The organism is Hymenobacter telluris (genome assembly GCF_017313265.1).
In the GTDB taxonomy this organism is placed as follows: Bacteria; Bacteroidota; Bacteroidia; order Cytophagales; family Hymenobacteraceae; genus Hymenobacter; species Hymenobacter telluris.
On the sequence record NZ_JAFLQZ010000004.1, the window covers coordinates 282,442 to 299,724 of the forward strand.

At 60.8% G+C, this 17,283-nt stretch carries 16 protein-coding genes and 1 riboswitch; of the genes, 2 read left to right on the forward strand and 14 right to left on the reverse strand.

Features of this window, described 5'->3' with window-relative positions:
- Positions 1–22 precede the first annotated feature (22 nt).
- The 4 genes from rlmF to J0X19_RS24985 form a co-directional block, all read right to left on the reverse strand.
- The gene (rlmF, locus tag J0X19_RS08615) at positions 23–946 is read right to left on the reverse strand and encodes a 23S rRNA (adenine(1618)-N(6))-methyltransferase RlmF (RefSeq protein WP_206983881.1); all 924 of its coding nucleotides are present in this window, start codon (positions 944–946) and stop codon (positions 23–25) included.
- Positions 947–1,054: 108 nt separating this feature from the next.
- Positions 1,055–3,472 carry an endonuclease MutS2 gene (locus J0X19_RS08620; RefSeq protein ID WP_206983882.1) on the reverse strand — a complete coding sequence of 806 codons (2,418 nt, stop codon included), beginning with the start codon at positions 3,470–3,472 and terminating at the stop codon, positions 1,055–1,057.
- A gap of 203 nt (positions 3,473–3,675) precedes the next feature.
- Complete coding sequence (locus tag J0X19_RS08625; protein ID WP_206983883.1) at positions 3,676–4,434, reverse strand: TIGR02757 family protein; 759 nt, start codon at positions 4,432–4,434, stop codon at positions 3,676–3,678.
- Positions 4,435–4,540: 106 nt separating this feature from the next.
- Positions 4,541–5,518: a LysM peptidoglycan-binding domain-containing protein gene (locus J0X19_RS24985; RefSeq protein ID WP_206983884.1), complete on the reverse strand. Its 978-nt coding sequence runs from the start codon at positions 5,516–5,518 to the stop codon at positions 4,541–4,543.
- A 242-nt stretch (positions 5,519–5,760) separates the two neighbouring features.
- On the opposite strand from J0X19_RS24985, the gene kdsB reads away from it, so the two are divergent.
- Positions 5,761–6,510, forward strand: a complete 750-nt coding sequence (gene kdsB / locus J0X19_RS08635; protein WP_206984133.1) for a 3-deoxy-manno-octulosonate cytidylyltransferase — start codon at positions 5,761–5,763, stop codon at positions 6,508–6,510.
- Between the two features lie 83 nt (positions 6,511–6,593).
- Here kdsB and J0X19_RS08640 read toward each other — a convergent pair whose 3' ends face one another.
- Positions 6,594–6,938: a translation initiation factor gene (locus J0X19_RS08640; protein WP_206983885.1), complete on the reverse strand. Its 345-nt coding sequence runs from the start codon at positions 6,936–6,938 to the stop codon at positions 6,594–6,596.
- A 96-nt stretch (positions 6,939–7,034) separates the two neighbouring features.
- Positions 7,035–7,904 carry a diacylglycerol/lipid kinase family protein gene (locus J0X19_RS08645; protein ID WP_206983886.1) on the reverse strand — a complete coding sequence of 290 codons (870 nt, stop codon included), beginning with the start codon at positions 7,902–7,904 and terminating at the stop codon, positions 7,035–7,037.
- A gap of 262 nt (positions 7,905–8,166) precedes the next feature.
- Between J0X19_RS08645 and J0X19_RS08650 the strand changes: the two genes are divergently transcribed.
- Positions 8,167–8,787, forward strand: a complete 621-nt coding sequence (locus J0X19_RS08650) for a thiamine phosphate synthase (protein WP_206983887.1) — start codon at positions 8,167–8,169, stop codon at positions 8,785–8,787.
- Here the strand turns inward: J0X19_RS08650 and moeB are convergent.
- The 8 genes from moeB to gap all read right to left on the reverse strand — a co-directional run bounded on the left by moeB (position 8,773) and on the right by gap (position 17,088).
- Complete coding sequence (gene moeB / locus J0X19_RS08655) at positions 8,773–9,828, reverse strand: molybdopterin-synthase adenylyltransferase MoeB (protein WP_206983888.1); 1,056 nt, start codon at positions 9,826–9,828, stop codon at positions 8,773–8,775. The two genes, J0X19_RS08650 and moeB, sit on opposite strands and share 15 nt — an antisense overlap.
- Positions 9,829–10,199: 371 nt before the next feature.
- Complete coding sequence (gene thiH / locus J0X19_RS08660; RefSeq protein ID WP_206983890.1) at positions 10,200–11,312, reverse strand: 2-iminoacetate synthase ThiH; 1,113 nt, start codon at positions 11,310–11,312, stop codon at positions 10,200–10,202.
- 1 nt (position 11,313) lies between these two features.
- Positions 11,314–12,087: a thiazole synthase gene (locus tag J0X19_RS08665; protein WP_206983892.1), complete on the reverse strand. Its 774-nt coding sequence runs from the start codon at positions 12,085–12,087 to the stop codon at positions 11,314–11,316.
- Positions 12,084–12,710: a thiamine phosphate synthase gene (locus tag J0X19_RS08670; protein ID WP_206983894.1), complete on the reverse strand. Its 627-nt coding sequence runs from the start codon at positions 12,708–12,710 to the stop codon at positions 12,084–12,086. The genes J0X19_RS08665 and J0X19_RS08670 overlap by 4 nt, the downstream gene beginning before the upstream one ends.
- A gap of 4 nt (positions 12,711–12,714) precedes the next feature.
- On the reverse strand, positions 12,715–13,464 hold the full coding sequence (locus J0X19_RS08675; protein WP_206983896.1) for a hydroxymethylpyrimidine/phosphomethylpyrimidine kinase: 750 nt from the start codon (positions 13,462–13,464) through the stop codon (positions 12,715–12,717).
- A 109-nt stretch (positions 13,465–13,573) separates the two neighbouring features.
- Positions 13,574–15,445: a phosphomethylpyrimidine synthase ThiC gene (thiC, locus tag J0X19_RS08680; protein WP_206983898.1), complete on the reverse strand. Its 1,872-nt coding sequence runs from the start codon at positions 15,443–15,445 to the stop codon at positions 13,574–13,576.
- Between the two features lie 30 nt (positions 15,446–15,475).
- Positions 15,476–15,679, reverse strand: coding sequence for a sulfur carrier protein ThiS (gene thiS / locus J0X19_RS08685; protein WP_206983900.1), 204 nt, complete (start codon positions 15,677–15,679; stop codon positions 15,476–15,478).
- Between the two features lie 80 nt (positions 15,680–15,759).
- Positions 15,760–15,856: riboswitch (TPP riboswitch) on the reverse strand.
- Positions 15,857–16,080: 224 nt separating this feature from the next.
- Positions 16,081–17,088, reverse strand: coding sequence for a type I glyceraldehyde-3-phosphate dehydrogenase (gene gap, locus J0X19_RS08690; protein WP_206983902.1), 1,008 nt, complete (start codon positions 17,086–17,088; stop codon positions 16,081–16,083).
- Positions 17,089–17,283 lie beyond the last annotated feature (195 nt).

Genomic DNA, 17,283 nt, shown 5'->3' on the forward strand with positions numbered 1-17,283 from the left:
TCTACAGTCGTTCTGAACTGCGTTACTTCCAGCGGCGCGTGCGCCATGCTTGCTGCTGCGCCTCGTCCTGGAACGTCCAGGCGACTAGGCGGCTGACTTTCTGGCCCTGGTTCATCCCAATAGTTTGCACGTCGAGGGCGCCGGCTTGCTTGAGGAAGTGGTAAGCGCTGGGCAGGGTTTCCTTCTTGGAAATGAGCGAGGTAAACCACAACACCCGCGAGGCCAGTGGCACGCTCTGCTCCACCATGAGGCGTACAAACGCTTCTTCGCCCCCTTCGTACCACAGCTCGGTGTTTTTGCCCCCAAAGTTTGGGCTTGGCTCTAGTGACTGAGCATGGCCAAGGTTGCGGTTTTTGCGCTGGTTGCTGGCGGCGGCTTCCGCTGCCGAGGCATGGAACGGCGGGTTGCACACCGTCAGGTCGAACTCCTCGCGGGGCTTCACGATGCCCTCGAAAATATCCGTGGCATGCTTTTGTAGCCGCAGGTCGATGCGGCCGGTTAGCGCTGGGTTGGCCGCCACCATGTGCTTAGCCGCCCGAATGGCCACCGGGTCAATATCGGCTCCCACAAAGCGCCAGTTGTACTCGCGGGTCCCGAGGATGGGATATACGCAGTTCGCTCCTACCCCAATATCCAGCACGTGCACCGCCTTGCCCCGCGGCGCTTCGCCCCCGTTCACCTTGGCCAGCAGGTCGGCGGCATGATGGATATAGTCGGCCCGGCCGGGAATTGGCGGGCATAGGTAGCCGGCCGGAATATCCCAGTGCTGCACGCCGTAGAACTGCTTAAGCAGCGCCTTGTTGAGCGCCTTCACGGCGGCCGGATCAGTGAAATCCACAGTTTCTTCGCCGGTGGGTGTGTGCGTCAGGAAGGACGCAAACTCGGGGTTGGCGGCTATGAGTTGGGGGAAGTCGTAGCGGGCGGCGTGACGGTTGCGTGGGTGCATAGTTAGTAAGAAAAGTGTCATTCCGAACGCAGGGAGGAATCCGAGTATGTTGCTGGCAGCTTACTTGGATTCCTCCCTATGGTCGGAATGACAGATGTTGGGGCAAATCTACTTTAATACCGCCACTGTCGCGCCGTCGCCGCCCCGGTCGGCGTGCTCGTCGGCTACGCTGGCCACCTGGCGGGTGCGGTGCAGGTAGTCGCGCACCACCTGGCGGAGCACGCCATTGCCGCGGCCGTGCAGGAACTTGATTTCCGGCACACCCAGCATCACGGCATCATCCACGTAGGCCATGATTTTGTTGAGGGCATCCTCGGCCCGCTCGCCGCGCAAGTCCAGCGTGGGGTTGAAATTCGACATCTTGCCGGTGGTGTCGAAGCCCGAATACTGGGCCGGGGCCTTGCGGGCCGCTTCCTTTTCCCGCTCCCGGATTTCGGTGCGGGTCAGCTTTTCCAGCTGGTTGACTTTGACGATGGTTTTCATCCCGCCAAAGCTCACTTCGGCCGTTTTGCCTTTCACGCTCATCAACTCGCCGTAGCCTTCCTGCCCAATCAAGGCCACTTTGTCGCCGGTTTTCAGGGAGCCGGCTTCGGCCAGCTCGCGGGTACCTTTGGGCTTCGGGGGCTCGATTTGCAGCTTCTCGCGCACAAACGTATCCAACTTCCCGCGGGCTTCCTTGGTGCGCTCCTTGTCGGCCTGGCCCAGGCGGATTTCCTGGATGGTGGCCTCAATCTGCTGGTTGGTGTCCTTGAGCAGCGCCTTGGCTTTCTGCTTAGCATCGCGCAATACGTCGAGCGTGGTATCGTCGAGGTACTTCTTGAGGTCCTGGTATTCCTGAGCAGCTTTTTTGAGGCGGCGCTCCTGCTTGGCGGCTTCGGCGGTGCGGGCTTCGAGGTCGGTTTTTTCCTTTTCCAGGCCTTCCAGCAGCCGGTCGTAGCGGATTTTGTCTTTCCCGACGAGCTGGGTGGCGCGCTCCACAATCTGCTTCGGCAACCCGATTTTGCGGGCAATTTCGATGGCAAACGACGAGCCCGGCTTGCCCACTTCCAAGCGGTAGAGCGGCTGCAATTGCTCGGGGTCGTAGCGCATGGCCCCGTTCACGATGCCGGGTGTACGCTCGGCGTAGTTCTTGAGGTTGGTGTAGTGCGTAGTCACCACCCCGAAGCTGCGGGCCCGGTTCAGCTGCTCCAGAATGGCTTCGGCAATGGCCCCGCCCAAACTGGGTTCGGTACCCGTCCCGAACTCGTCAATCAGCACCAGGCTGCGCTTGTTGGCTAGGGTTACGAACTGCTTCATGCTCAGCAGGTGCGAGGAATACGTACTCAGGTCGTTTTCCAGGCTCTGCTCGTCACCAATATCCAGGAAGATGTCATCGAACATGCCGGCCTCGGAATTCTCACCAGCCGGAATCAGCAACCCACATTGCAACATGTACTGCACCAAACCCACGGTCTTCATTGCCACCGACTTACCGCCGGCATTCGGCCCCGAAATCAGCAGAATACGCTGCTCGTAGTTTAGCTCCACATCCAGCGGCACCACCTGGCGGGGGTCGTCTTTGGCGTGCTTCTGAAATGTGAGGTACAACAGCGGGTGCCGCACCTGTTTCCAGCGCGCCAGCGGCCGGGCGCTGAGCGTTGGCAGGGTGGCTTCCAGCGCCAGCGCCAGCCGTGCCTTGGCCCGGATGAAATCCAGCAGCCCCAGGTACTGATACGCCTTGCGCAAATCCGGAATGTGCGGACGGAGCTGGTCGGTGAGGGCCGTCAGAATCCGAATCAACTCGCGCTGATAGGCGTTTTCCAGGTCCTTGATGTCGTTGTTGAGCTCGAACACCGCCTCCGGCTCGATGTACACGGTCTGGCCCGAAGCGGATTCATCGTGAATCAGGCCTTTCACGCGGCGCTTGTGCTCGGCAATAATGGGCAGCACCAGGCGGCCCCCCCGGATGGTGGGCTCGGCGTCGCCGGGTATCCAGCCTTCGTTTTTGGCGTGGCGCAGGATACCGGCAATCTGCTTGCGCAACTGTACCTGGCGGGCAATCAGCTCCTGCCGAATCTGGCTCAGCAGCGGCGAGGCGTTGTCGCGCACGGCACCTTCGTCGTCCACCACTCTGTCGAGAGCGGCCAGCAGGTTGCGGTCCACTTGCACGCCAATACCTAACAAGCGGAGCGTGGGGTACATTTCCTCTTCGGCCTGACTGAAGAAAGTCAGGGCCTGGCGGATGGTGCGCAAGCTCATTTTCACGGCGAAGAAAGCCGCTACATCAAGGTAAGCACCGGGTAGGCTGGCCCGCACCAGCTGCGGGTTTACGTCGTGGTAGTGTTGGCTCGGAAAATCGGCGCCGCTGTGCAGCAGGCCGCGGAATTCATCGGTTTGAAGCAGGAGTTTTTCCAGCTGGTCGTGCTTGGTCTGGAAGGTCATCTTGGCCACAAACTGGCGGCCCAGCGCGCTCAGACACATCGAGTCCAGCATGTCGCGCAGCTGCGCGAAGCCAATCTTTTGCTCGAAATTATTGGGAAGAATCAAATCAGGTAGTGGGTAATGGGTAGTTGGTACTCGGGTTGGAATGTAAAGATAAACAGTCTGGGAGGCGAGAAAGATTCAGCGGAGTTAATAAATGATGTAGCGCGAAAATCTGTTTCGCGACGAGCAAGGCGAGTAGTTTAGTACCGCGCTACTTGCGCCAACGCTAGATACTCGCTATACTCGTCGTGAAACAGATTTTCGCGCTACATCTCGCCTTCCACGCCCAGCCCGAACAGCGCGAAGTCGTACTTCACGGGGTCCTGGGGGTCGAAGGTGCGCAGGTGGGCGGTGAGGTCTTCGGCGGCCAGCCAGTCCACCTGCTTGCGGTCCAGCAAACCCAGGCGGCGCGCTACCCGGTCTACGTGTACGTCGCAGGGGCATATTAACTCGCTCATCGGCAGGCGGTTCCAGAGGCCGAAATCCACGCCCTGGGTGTCTTTGCGGACCATCCAGCGCAGGTACATGTTCAGGCGCTTGCAGGCCGAGCCGCGGGCCGGGGTGGCCACGTGCTTGCGGGTACGCTGGGGCGCGTCGTCGAGACTGAAGAACAGGTTGTGGAAATTCTCCAGCCGTTCTTTCTGGGTGCTGCCCAGCAGGAAACCGTCCTCCAGCGTGTCGTGGCCGGAGTAGAAACAGCGCAGCCAGTGCACGAAGTACAGCAAGTCGGTGTCGCAGAAGGTGCGGTGGCAGAAACCGAGCAGGCGCTTCAGATCCTCCTCCTGGTGCTGGGTGATGAACTGGTAGGGCGCGTCGTCCAGGCGGCGCATCAGCTCATTACACTTGCTGATAATGGTGGGCCGCCGCCCCCAGGCCAGCAAAGCCGCAAACAGCCCGCTGATTTCCACATCCTGCCGGAGCGTGAAGCGGTGCGGAATCTGAATAGGGTCGTTGAGGATGAACGCCGGCTGGTTGTAGCGGATGTAGTTTTCCTCTAGTACAGTCCGGACCTGGGCTTGATTCATAAAGTGAAATGGTGAGGTGGTGAAGTAGTGAGTTCAGTGAGTTAGTGGCGCAAGTGGCACAATCAGAACGTCAAACTCACCATTTCACCGCTTCACTAGTTCACCCTTACGGTACGTAGCTGGTTTCCACCCGGAAGCGGGCGTCGGGGGTGGCCAGGCGCTGCACGGCGCGGGGCGAGAGGCGCACCAGGATGTTGTTGTTTTCGCCGGTGTTGGGCAGCACACCGATTACGCGCACGTACACCGACTGGCCGTTCATGATGTTGCGCACCTGCATGATGGTGCCCACGGCAGCCGTTTTATGCAAGGCTAAGTACTTGTCGGTATTGCTGTTCGGGATGCTGGTAGCCAGGCCGCTTTCCGTCACGCGGCGCACAATCTCACTGGCCCGCTCGGGGGCACGCTCCTCTTCCTTGGCAGGCTCTGGGGCCGGAGTGGCAGCCTCTTGCGGCTTCTCAACGGGCTCGGGGCGAGGTGCCGGGCGCGCCGGAGCCGGAGTAGGCGCGGGCTGACTTGGGGCTGGGGCAGCCGCTACTACCGGCTCCCGGGTGGCCGGCGCGGCGGGCGTTTCGCGGCGGACGGGCGGCGTACCGGCCGCTACAATCATGGTTTGGCCGAGGCGCACGTTGTAGCTGGTGGATACCCCGTTGAGTTGGGCCAGCGCCTGAGGCGTGGTGCCATACTGGCGGGCAATGGAAAACAGCGTTTGGCCAGCCGTTACCTTGTGCAGGCGGTTGCCGCGGGCATCCGTGGGCAGGCGGCTGGCGGCGCTGGCCGTGGCCGGCGCTTTAGGGGCGGCGGGCGTATTCATTACGGCCCGCTGGCGCGGTACCAGCACAATCTGACCGGTGGTGAGGGCGCCCTTCTGGCCGGAGTTGGCTTCCACAATTTGGTCGACGGGCACTTTGTAGCGGCGCGAGAGGCCGTAAAGCGTTTCGCCGGGCGCCACGCGGTGCTTGATGAGGACTTTGTTGTTGCGGTACTCCACCCCAATCGAGTCGGGGGGAGCTACGAAGCGCGGAGCGGCCAGAGCCGAGAAACCAGAGAAAACAAGCGCAACGGATAGCAACGAGAATCGGAACATACGAGGAAATAGGCCGTAGCCAATGGAAAGCAAAAAACCGGATAAGTACCGCAGTCAACTCAGCGGGAAAGACCTCCTTGCAGAAAGTCTGCCGAAAGTTACGGATTCGGGCGTTGCCCGCCGTGCAAAATAGGACTGCGGAAGTTTTTTATTGCTTGTTTTGTTGCCGGTTTCCTGTGGTTTCCTCTGGTTTCCCGTGGCTTTCTTTGGTTTCCTCTTTCACCTACGCCCCCTCGTTCCGCATGCTTGCTATTGGCATTATTCCCGCCCGCTACAGTTCTACCCGCCTGCCCGGCAAGCCGCTCGTTGATTTGGGTGGCAAATCCATGATTCAGCGCGTGGTGGAACAGGCCCGCCAGTCCAGCCTGAGCCGCGTGGTGGTAGCCACCGACGACGAGCGGATTCAGCAGCACGTGCTGGGTTTCGGTGGCGAGGCCGTGCTTACGTCGTCGGACCACCCCAGCGGCACCGACCGGGTACGGGAGGCTTACGAGCAGCTGGGCGTACAAGCCAACTGCATCATCAATATTCAGGGCGACGAGCCGTTCATTCACCCCGCCCAGATTGACGCCTTGGTGACCCTGTTCGACCGCGCCGCGCCGCCCCAGCTGGCTACGCTGGTGAAAGCTGTAGTGAGCGACGAGGAATTATTCAGCCCCCACTTGCCCAAAGTGGTGCTCGATACGCAGGGGTACGCCATGTATTTCAGCCGCCACCCCCTGCCCTACCAGCGCCAGTTCCCTTCGGCCGACTGGCTGCTGCACCACCGTTACCTGCGCCACATTGGCCTCTACGCCTACCGCCCCGATGTGCTGCGCGAAATCACGCAGCTGGCGCCCTCGCCACTAGAACAAGCCGAAAGCCTGGAGCAGTTGCGGTGGCTGGAACACGGTTACCGCATCCTCACCGCCGAAACCGAGCTGGCCACCCTCGGCATCGACACCCCCGAGGACGTGGAAAGGGCACTGCTTCAATTAAAAATTATGAATTAAAAATTAAAAATTGGCCGCCTAGCTTCCTATACGAAGTACGAGTGTTCAATTTTTAATTTTTAATTCATAATTTTTAATTGACTTTACCCACCGGCTTTCTTGGCCTTGTACTTCTGCTCCAGCAGCACGGCTAGTACTTTGTCGCGGAAGTCGCCTTGGATGAGGATTTCGCCGTCTTTGGCGTTGCCGCCCACGCCGCACTTGGTCTTGAGCAGCTTGCCTAGGGCCTGCAAATCGGCGTCCTGCCCCACGAAGCCGGTAACGAGCGTCACCTGCTTGCCGCCGCGGGCTTTCTTATCAAGCTGTACGCGCAGGTTTTGCTGCTGCGGAGGCAGCGTGGTGGCTTCCTGCTCGTCGTTGGTTTGGTAGTCGAAATCGGGGTTAGTGGAATACACCACGCCTTCCCGGCGGTTTTTATCGGCTTTCATGGAAGAATAACGGAGTAGCGGAGTAACCGAGCAGTTTGCGTAACTGCCTGTTATTATCAGCAAAATTACTCAGTTACTCCGCTACTCCGTTACTCTCTACACTGCCACTTCCAGCGCCAACGGTTCTAAGCGGGCCTCAAAAGCGGTGGCGTCTTCCACGTAGTCGCCGTCGATGTGGAAGCCGAGCGGGGCGGCCGACTGCACCAGAATATGCTGGGAGGTGTGGTACACGGCTTGGCCCGAGGTGGCCAGCGTACCCAGCGCCAGCCCCACCCCCACCCGCACGGCGCGGGTTAGCGAGAGGCCATCAATCAGGCACACATCCAGCAGCCCGTCCTGAATATCAGCCCGCGGGGCAATGTAGGCGTTGTTGCCGTACTGGGCGGCATTGGCGAAGGCCAGCACGTAGCAATGGGTATCGAACAGTTCCTGGCCTTGCAGGGTCACTTGCACCGGCACCGGCCGGAAGCGGCGGTACTCGCGCAGGGCTACTTTCACGTAGGTGCTCAGGCCGCGGGTGCCCGCCTTGGCAAACATCTTGCTCACGTGCGCATCAAACCCCAGGCCGGCGGTGCAGAAAAATGGCCGGCCGTTGAGGTAGCCCACATCAATGCGCTGAAACGTGGGCGCACATGCGCGGCGTACGGCCCCCGCAATATCCAGCGGCAGCTTGAGGTGCCGGGCCAGCCCGTTGCCAGAGCCGCGGGGCACTACGCCCAGTGCCGCCGGGGTGCCCAGCAGCCCCCGCGCCACTTCGTTTACGGTGCCGTCGCCGCCCACTGCTACCACCACCCGAAACCCATCGGCGGCGGCCTGTCGGGCCAGCTGTTCGGCGTGGCCGGCATACTCGGTCGGCCACACCACAAAGTCGGCTCCGGCGGCCGTGGCGTAGCGCGAAAGCAGAGCGGGCACGTCCTGCGTGCGGTTGGTGCCGGAAGTGGGGTTCAGGATAAAGCAGATGCGCACCTTGGGAGAGTAACGGAGTGACTGAGTAACTAAGCAAAGGTACGGTGCGCAGTACCACGAAGCGGCGCTTCATTTGAGACACCGGGAGCGGCATCCGGGCCCAATTTCCCAGCCATCTTCTCGCTTCGCGGAGTAAGTAGGATGCTGCTCCGTTTTACGCGCCTCCTAGCAGACTGCACTACCAAGCGGCCGTACTCGTGCCGTGGCCTCACTGATAGCAGCGTTACTTTAGCGCCATCCTTTCCTCCCAACCCATTACCCTATGCCCTTCGCCCTCCTGATTGTCACCCAGCCTGAACGCATAGCTGCTGAGCCCGGCTTACTGGCTCGCCTGTTCGAGCACGGCCTGACGGTGGCGCACCTGCGCAAGCCGGGCTGGAGCATGGCGGAAATGGAAGGCTACCTGCACCAGATTCCGCCGCAATACCATGCGCGGCTGGTGGTGCACAGCCACTACGCGCTAGCCTTGCGCTACAACCTCAGGGGCATACACCTGACCGAGCAAAGCCGGCGGCACCCTCAAACGCCTGCCTTGCTGCGCAAGCTACGGGGCCGTAGCGTTTCCGCCTCGTTTCACAGCCTAACCGAGGTAGCGCAGCACCGCCGCCGCTACCACTACGTGTTTCTGAGCCCCCTCTTCGACAGCACCAGCAAAGCTGGCTACCGCAGCAACTTCCGCCTGGAGGAGGTGCAACGCGCTATACATCAATGGCAACGCCGTAGCAGCTACGTGCCGCAGGTGGTAGCACTGGGGGGAGTTACACCCGCTAACATCAGTCAGGTGCAGCAGGCGGGCTTTGCCGGAGCGGCCGTGTTGGGCGGTATCTGGCAGCACCCCGACCCGGTAGCAGCGCTTCGCCGGTTGCAGTCAGAAATCCGCTAGGCCGTTTTGCAGCGAATACACCTCCGCAAACCCCTGCTCCTGGAGTAAGCGCGCTGCCTGCCGGCTCCGCCCCCCCGACTGGCAATGCACCACAATAGGTACGGCGGGGTCTAGTGTGCTCAGGTGCTGCGCCAGCTCCCTTAGCGGCAACAGCCGGCCCCCAATGTTGCGCTGCGCGTGTTCGTGCGGCTCGCGCACGTCCAGCAGTTGCAGCTGCTCCCTGGCGGCTAGCTTTTGCTTGAACTCGGCGGCCGTTATTTCCAGGACACCCGTGCCGCACAGCACCTCATAGTCAACGAGTTGCTTGAGTTGCTGATTGCCTGGCTGGGCTTTGAACTCGAAGCTCTCGAAGTGCAGCGTCAAACTATTCATCACCAGCAGCTTACCCGATGCCACTTCGCCCAGGCCCAGCAGAATTTTCAGGGTTTCAGTGGCTTGGAGCGTGCCGATAATGCCCGGCAGCACACCCAGCACGCCGCTGTCGGCGCAATTGGGCATTTCGTCGGGGGCGGGGGGCTCGGGGTAGAGGCAGCGGTACGTGGGGCCGCCCTGGTAGTTGAAAACGCTGAGCTGCCCCTCGAACCGGAAGATGGCCCCGAATACCAGCGGCTTGCCCAGCAGTACGCACGCGTCGTTGATGAGGTAGCGGGTCGCGAAATTGTCGGAGCAGTCCACCACCACGTCGTACGCGGGCAGGATGCGCAGCGCGTTGGCGGCGGTTAGGTGCACGGCCTGGGGCTGGAATGTAACGTGCGGGTTCAGGGCGGCCAGCTTTTGCCGGGCCACGTCCACTTTGCGCTGGCCCACGTCGGCGGTGGCGTAGAGCACCTGCCGTTGCAGGTTGCTTTCGGCTACGGTATCGGCATCGAGCAGCCCGATGGTGCCCACGCCGGCCGCCGTCAGGTACTGGAGCACGGGACACCCCAGGCCCCCGCAGCCTACCACCAGCACCGCAGCCTGGGCTAGTTTCTGCTGACCTGCCAGCCCGATTTCGGGCAGCATGATGTGCCGGGCGTAGCGGTTTTGTTGGGCGGTGTTCATGGGTGGATATCTAGTAGTAAGTTTTGAGTATGAAGCTGTTTAGGAAGCCGGAAAATTAAACCAGACCGTCATGCTGAGCTGGTCGAAGCAACTTGCTAGTGCGGTAAACTGAGTTACAGAGAGTTTAGTACGCAGCCTCATAGCCTACTACTCACGTCTCATTACCAAGCACTTACCACTTAACACTACCTAACCCAAGTTGCGGATTAGCCGCGTAGCGGCGAAAGGTTGGTAGCTCAGCAGGCCACAGACGCGCCGCGTAGTGGTGCCAGAGGCACACCCCCTTCTGGCACCGCTACGCGGCGCACCGTTCCAACAGAATCCGGTAGCTACCACCCTTTCGCCGCTACGCGGCTAGTCCGCAACTTGGGTTAACTACTCAGCGCCTGGTCCCAGTCTTTCCATACCGGCTCGTAGCCTTGGCGCCGGAGCATGGCGGCAATGGCGGCGGGGCTGCGCTCATCGGATATTTCAAACTGCTCCAACGACGCCGGCTCTACCACGTAGCCGCCGGGGTTGGTTTTCGAGCCGGCACTCATTGAGGTGATACCCAGCCGGATAATATGGTCCCGGAAAGTGGGCGTTTCGCGGGTGGAAATCGACAGCTCCACTTCTTCGTTTAGCAAGCGGTAGGCGCAAATCAGCTGCACCAGCTCCCGGTCCGTCATTTCCACTTTGGGTTGCAGCAGCCCCTCAGCCGGCCGCAGCCTCGGAAACGACAAGCTGTATTTGGTTTGCCAGTAGGTTTTCTCCAGGTAGCTGAGATGCAAGGCGGTAAAGAAACTATCGGTCCGCCAGTCTTCCAGCCCAAACAGCACCCCCAGGCCCATCTTATGAATCCCGGCGCGGCCCAGCCGGTCGGGGGTATCGAGGCGGTACTGGAAGTTAGATTTCTTGCCTTTGGGATGGTGTTTTTTGTAGTCTTCCTGATGATAGGTTTCCTGGTACACCAGCACCGTATTCAGCCCCTCCGGAATCAGCAGCTCGTAGTCAACTTGGCTGAGCGGCTGCACTTCCATCGACAGGTGCGCAAAATGAGGCCGCAGCGTCCGGAGCGCATTGCGCAGATACTCAACGCCTACCGTCTGGTTGGCCTCGCCCGTCACGAGCAGCACGTGCGCATAGCCCCACTCCTTCAGCGCGGCCGCTTCTCGCAGGATTTCCACACTGCTGAGGGTGTGCCGCCGGATGGCATTGTCGAGGCTGAAGCCGCAGTACGTGCAGATATTCTGGCACTCGTTGGACAGGTACAGCGGCACGTAGAGCTGCACTGTATTACCGAACCGCTTCAGCGTGAGCTGGTTGCTGAGTTGCGCCATCTGCTCCAGGTAAGGCACGGCGGCGGGCGAAATCAGGGCTTTGAAATCCTCCAGCGTGCGTTTAGGCGCGCATAGAGCCTGCTCTACGTCGGCGGTGGTTTTGGCGTAGATGCTGCGTTTGGTATCGTCCCAGGGGTGGGCCTCGAAAATGGGTTGGAAGCTCATATCAGTCCAGGAAAGCGGTGAGCGGACTACTGGCCGCGGCCTGCACCAGCGGCGGGGCCAGCCGGGCCTCGTAGGCTAGGCGGCCGGCTTCCACGGCCAGCCGGAACGCCTGCGCCATAGCCACCGGTTGCCCGGCTACCGCAATGGCCGTGTTGACCAGCACGGCATCAGCCCCCAGTTCCATGGCCGCCGCCGCGTGCGAAGGCGCGCCCAGCCCGGCATCCACCACCACCGGCACCCGGCTCTGCCCGATGATAATTTCCAGAAACTCCTTGGTGAGCAACCCCTGGTTGGTGCCAATGGGGGCGCCCAGCGGCATCACAGCCGCCACCCCTACTTCCTCCAGCCGCTTGCACAGCACCGGGTCGGCGTGGATGTAGGGCAGCACCACGAAGCCGAACTTCACCAGCTCCTCGGCCGCTTTCAGCGTTTCCACGGGGTCGGGCAGCAGGTACTTGGGGTCGGGGTGAATTTCCAGCTTCAGCCAGTTGGTTTCCAGCGCTTCACGGGCTAGCTGGGCCGCGAAAACTGCCTCTTTAGCCGTCCGTACGCCCGAGGTGTTGGGCAGCAGCTGGAACTGCGGATGGCTGAGGTGGCCGAGCAACTCATCGTCGGCATCGGTAACATCGACGCGCTTCAGGGCCACCGTTACCAGCTCCGAGCCCGAAGCCAGCAGCGCTTCTTCCATCAGGGCTGTTGAGCTGAACTTACCGGTGCCAGTGAAGAGGCGCGAGGAAAACTGCCGGTCGGCAATAACGAGCGGTTGGGTGGTCATACGAACAGGTTTTGCGGGTGCAACTGGTTCAGAAAAAGCGCGGTTTCGGCGGCCGGTTCAGGAGCGTTGGCTATGGCCCCCGACACTGCCACGCCGTGCAGACCGGCGGCTAAAAGCTCCGGCAAATCAGCCCGCACAATACCGCCAATGGCAATAACCGGCACAGTGATACCAGCGGCCTGCATCTGGCGCAGGATTTCGTGGTAGCCCGTCAGCCCCAGCACCGGGCTGAGGTTCTGCTTGGTGGTGGTGAAGCGAAACGGCCCCAGCCCGATATACTCAACGCCCACGGCGACCAGGCGCTGCACGTCCTCGAACGTGTTGGCGGTGCCCCCGATAATAGGGCCCGGACCAAGAAGAGCCCGCGCCTCGGCGGGTGGCATATCCTCTTTGCCCAAGTGCACCCCATCGGCCCCGATAGTGCGCGCCAGCCAGGGGTTGTCGTTGAGGATCAAGGTGGCGGCGTAGTGCTGGCACACTTGCTGCGTCGCGCGGGCCAGTTCTTCCCACTCGTCGGGCGCCAGGTTTTTCACCCGCAGCTGAATCCACCTCGCCCCGCCTGCACAAGCTTGTTCGGCTTGCTGGGGAGAAGTTGCAATGAAATGCAGTTTGCTGATTTTCATCTTATTACAAAGAAGTGAAGTGGTAGCCTAACAACGTCGGGTTGCTGGCCAGCACGGTAGTGGTATAGGCCTTGCCCGCCCGGCATGCTTCCTCCAACGACGCACCCCGCGCCAGCTGCGCCAGCACCGCCGCCGACAACACGCAGCCGCTGCCGTGCTTTTCGCCGTGCGGCAGCCGGGGCGCGGAAAACAGGCGCGGTTCGCCGTTCTGATACAGTATGTCCGTAGCCGAAGCCCCCTCATCATGGCCGCCCTTGAGCAGCACCGGGCAAAAGGCACTAACCGCCGCCGCCGCTTCCTCGGCGCTGGCCGCGGGCCACAAACGCAGCATCTCGGGCCGGTTGGGCGTAAGCAGCGCCAGCGACGAACCCACGGCCGCCACCAGTTCCGGCGGTGGCCCGGCGTGAAACTCGTAGCCCGCGCTGGCTTTCAGCACCGGGTCCCACACGATGCGCACTTGGGGGTTCTGGCTCCGCAACCACCCGAGTAATTCCGGCAATTGTGCAATACTTTCCAGCAGCCCAATCTTCACGTAATCGATGGGAAACTGAGCGAACAGCAGCCGGGCCTGATCCTGCATGTCGGCGGCGGAAACCCAGCTTACCCGCTCGAACTGCACGTCGTTCTGCATCGTCAGGGCCGTGCACACGCCCAGCCCGTACACCTCGTTGGCCTCCAGGGTCTTGCAATCGGCGAGCAGGCCGGCCCCACCGCTAGGGTCGAAGCCGGCAATACTGAGGGCGTAGGGACGCATAAGAGTTGCCAGTTGCCAGTTGCGAGTTACGAGTTGCCAGTTGCCAGCTAGCAGTGCTCAGGCCAGCCAGAACAAGCTGACAACCCGCAACTGACAACTGATAACTGATTTACAAGTAGATTTCACTGCCTTTCGCCACGAACTCACGGGCTTTTTCAGCCAGGCCTTTGGTCAGGGCCTCGTCGGCGGCTACTTCCTGCTGGGCCGCGAAGTCGCGCACTTCCTGCGTGATTTTCATCGAGCAGAAATGCGGGCCGCACATCGAGCAAAAGTGTGCCACTTTGGCTCCTTCGGCGGGCAGGGTTTCGTCGTGGTACTCGCGGGCAGTGTCGGGGTCGAGGCTGAGGTTGAACTGGTCTTCCCAGCGGAACTCGAAGCGGGCTTTGCTCAGGGCATTGTCGCGGTACTGGGCTCCGGGGTGGCCTTTGGCCAAGTCGGCGGCGTGGGCGGCAATTTTGTAGGCAATAACTCCGTCCTTCACGTCCTTTTTGTTGGGCAAACCCAGGTGCTCCTTGGGCGTCACGTAGCACAGCATAGCCGTACCGAACCAGCCAATCATGGCCGCGCCAATGGCCGAGGTGATATGGTCGTAGCCGGGCGCAATGTCGGTGGTGAGGGGGCCGAGCGTGTAGAATGGCGCCTCGTGGCACTCCTTGAGCTGCTTGTCCATGTTGGCCTTAATCAGGTGCATGGGCACGTGGCCGGGCCCCTCAATCATCACCTGCACATCGTGGGCCCAGGCAATTTTGGTTAGCTCCCCCAGGGTTTCCAGCTCCGCAAACTGGGCGGCATCGTTGGCGTCGGCAATGGAGCCGGGCCGCAACCCGTCGCCCAGCGAGAAGGCCACATCGTAGGCCTTCATAATCTGGCAGATTTCCTCGAAGTGGGTGTACAGGAAGTTTTCCTGGTGGTGTGCCAAACACCATTTCGCCATAATCGAGCCCCCGCGCGACACAATGCCGGTCACGCGCTTGGCGGTCATGGGGATGTAGGGCAGGCGCACGCCGGCATGGATGGTAAAGTAGTCCACGCCCTGCTCGGCCTGCTCGATGAGCGTGTCGCGGAACAGCTCCCAGGTCAGGTTCTCGGCCTTGCCGTTCACTTTCTCCAGCGCCTGATAAATGGGCACCGTGCCCACCGGCACCGGGCAGTTGCGAATAATCCACTCGCGGGTTTCGTGGATGTTCTTGCCGGTGCTCAAATCCATCAACGTATCGCCGCCCCAGCGGCAGCTCCACACGGCCTTGTCCACCTCTTCCTCGATGCTGGACGTCACGGCTGAGTTACCGATGTTGGTGTTGATTTTCACCAAAAAGTTGCGCCCGATAATCATTGGCTCACTTTCCGGGTGGTTGATGTTGGAGGGAATCACGGCCCGTCCTGCCGCCACCTCGTCGCGCACAAACTCGGGGGTGATGTAGCCCTGCGGCGTGTTGGCCCCGAAGCTGTGCCCCTGATGCTGCGCCCGCAACGCGTCATCAGCCGCCAGCTGGTCGATGCGCTGGTTTTCCCGAATGGCGATATACTCCATTTCAGGCGTGATAATGCCCTGCCGGGCGTAGTGCAGCTGCGTGACGGTGTGGCCCGCTTTGGCCCGGTACGGCCGCCGAATGTGCTCGAAGCGCAACGCATCCAGCCGTGCATCGTCGGCCCGCAGCCGCCCGTACTCCGACGATACGCCCGGTAGCTCTTCCACGTCGCCGCGGCTGGTAATCCACTCTTCCCGCAGGCGGGGCAAGCCTTTCTTCAGGTCGATTGCCACATTGGGGTCGGTGTAGGGGCCGCTGGTGTCGTACACCGTCACGGGTGGGTTCTGCTCGGTGGGGTTGGTGAAATCGAACTTGCGCTGGGTGTCGGCCAGCACAATTTCGCGCATGGCCACCTGGATGTTGTGCAGCTGGCCGGGCACGTAAATCTTGCGCGAGCCGGTCAGGGGCGCGCGTTCCACCAGCGTCTGCTGGGGGGCATGGTCTTTTTTCATCGGGACAGGAAAAAGGAAGGAACGCGCAGGCTAGCCGCCCTGAGTAGCGCGGATGATGGTGAGTCGGTCGTGGGGTTGCAGGGCGTAGCCGGGCCACTCCGGGCGGGGCACCACGGTGCCATTAACGGCCACGGCCACGCCCCGCGGGCTGGTGAAACTCAGCTCCGCCAAGGCTTCGGCAATGGTGCGGGCAGCGGGGGCTTCCTGCGGCGTATTGTTTACATAGTAGATCATGCAACTAGCAGCTAGTTGGTTGAAAATCAGACTATAAACAATAGCAGGCGCGTATCCTGAGCGCGCACATACGCGCCCACCGACACTCTGGTACTTTTCCCTTCGCAGGTATCAGCCTGATCAGGTTCAAAGGGTATCATCTCAGTCCTGGCCAGCAGGACACCCCTAAAGTTTACGGCGCTAACCTAGCGCAAAGCACCGGAAGCGCCAAACATAAAATTCCGGCCACTCTTCTTACATGGCGAATAGCAGGCCCTGAAAAAAGCCGTTGCAGCTACTTTAAACACCACATTCTGAGCCGGCTGCTTGCTACTCTTCGCCAACGCCCTGTTCTTACGTTTCAAACAAAAAAGGGGCTCCCATTGCTGGGAGCCCCTTTTTTGTTGCTTGAAAAAGACAGCTTAGCCGTTCATTTTCTCGCCGAGCTTCTGAATCAGGTCGGCGGTGCGGGTGCTGTAGCCGGTTTCGTTGTCGTACCAGCCCACCACTTTCACCAACGAGCCGTTGGAAGAAGTCAGTTGCGAGTCGAATACGCACGAGTGCGGGTTGCCCACGATGTCGATGCTTACCAGCGGGTCGGTGCTGTATTCCAGGATGCCTTTCAGCTCGCCTTCGGCAGCAGCCTTCATGGCCTCGTTGATTTGCTCCTTGGTTACTTCCTTTTTCAGGATAACCGTCAGGTCGGTGGTAGAACCGTCCGGAATAGGCACGCGCATGGCAATGCCATCGAGCTTGCCCTTCAACTGGGGCAGCACCAGCCCTACGGCTTTGGCGGCACCCGTGCTGGTTGGGATGATGCTATAGGCAGCAGCCCGGGCGCGGCGCAGGTCTTTGTGCGGCGCGTCTTGCAGGTTCTGGTCGGAGGTGTAGGCGTGCACCGTGGTGATATAGCCTTTCTCGATGCCGAAAGCGTCGTCCAGCACCTTCGCCATGGGGGCCAGGCAGTTGGTGGTGCAGCTGGCGTTGCTGAGGATGGTTTCTTCACCGGTCAAGATGTCCTCGTTTACGCCGAGTACTACCGTAGGAATGTTGCCCGTAGCGGGGGCCGAAATAACCACCTTCTTGGCACCAGCCGTCAGGTGCTGGCCAGCACCGGCTTCGTCTACGAAGCGGCCCGTCGATTCCAGTACTACGTCAACGCCCATGTCGCCCCAGGGCAGCAGCTTGGGGTCACGCTCGGCCAGAGCGTGAATGCGCTGGCCATTTACGGTCAGGCTCTCTTCGTCGTAGGCGACGGTGCCCTTAAAGCGGCCGTGTACCGAGTCGAACTTGAGCAGGTGAGCCAGCGTCTTGTTGTCGGTCAGGTCGTTGATAGCCACAACTTCCACGTTGTCGCGCTCCAGCAGCGCTTTGAACGTCAGACGGCCAATCCGGCCGAAACCGTTGATGGCGACTTTGATTTTAGCCATATTAGTAAGGGGAATGGGGAGTTTAACGGCCTGGTAAGGCCGGGTGAAAAACACGGAGCGAAGGTACAGGCCTCAGGGTACTTCGCCAAATCACTACGTAGTCTACGATAGATTCAACTGAAAGTGATTTTTTTCCTGCTGACTATCAATTGGTTTTACTGTCAGATACAAACTTTTTTCGGGGAGGTAGTTGCT

Coding starts and splice junctions, on each gene's coding strand:
- J0X19_RS08625 (WP_206983883.1), bottom strand. CDS start 4,434: ATGAATCAAGCCCAGGTCCGGACTGTACTAGAGGAAAACTACATCCGC.
- kdsB (WP_206984133.1), top strand. CDS start 5,761: ATGCTTGCTATTGGCATTATTCCCGCCCGCTACAGTTCTACCCGCCTG.
- J0X19_RS08640 (WP_206983885.1), bottom strand. CDS start 6,938: ATGAAAGCCGATAAAAACCGCCGGGAAGGCGTGGTGTATTCCACTAAC.
- thiS (WP_206983900.1), bottom strand. CDS start 15,679: ATGATCTACTATGTAAACAATACGCCGCAGGAAGCCCCCGCTGCCCGC.
- J0X19_RS08665 (WP_206983892.1), bottom strand. CDS start 12,087: ATGACCACCCAACCGCTCGTTATTGCCGACCGGCAGTTTTCCTCGCGC.
- thiH (WP_206983890.1), bottom strand. CDS start 11,312: ATGAGCTTCCAACCCATTTTCGAGGCCCACCCCTGGGACGATACCAAA.
- J0X19_RS08670 (WP_206983894.1), bottom strand. CDS start 12,710: ATGAAAATCAGCAAACTGCATTTCATTGCAACTTCTCCCCAGCAAGCC.
- gap (WP_206983902.1), bottom strand. CDS start 17,088: ATGGCTAAAATCAAAGTCGCCATCAACGGTTTCGGCCGGATTGGCCGT.
- moeB (WP_206983888.1), bottom strand. CDS start 9,828: ATGAACACCGCCCAACAAAACCGCTACGCCCGGCACATCATGCTGCCC.
- J0X19_RS08650 (WP_206983887.1), top strand. CDS start 8,167: ATGCCCTTCGCCCTCCTGATTGTCACCCAGCCTGAACGCATAGCTGCT.
- thiC (WP_206983898.1), bottom strand. CDS start 15,445: ATGAAAAAAGACCATGCCCCCCAGCAGACGCTGGTGGAACGCGCGCCC.
- rlmF (WP_206983881.1), bottom strand. CDS start 946: ATGCACCCACGCAACCGTCACGCCGCCCGCTACGACTTCCCCCAACTC.
- J0X19_RS24985 (WP_206983884.1), bottom strand. CDS start 5,518: ATGTTCCGATTCTCGTTGCTATCCGTTGCGCTTGTTTTCTCTGGTTTC.
- J0X19_RS08675 (WP_206983896.1), bottom strand. CDS start 13,464: ATGCGTCCCTACGCCCTCAGTATTGCCGGCTTCGACCCTAGCGGTGGG.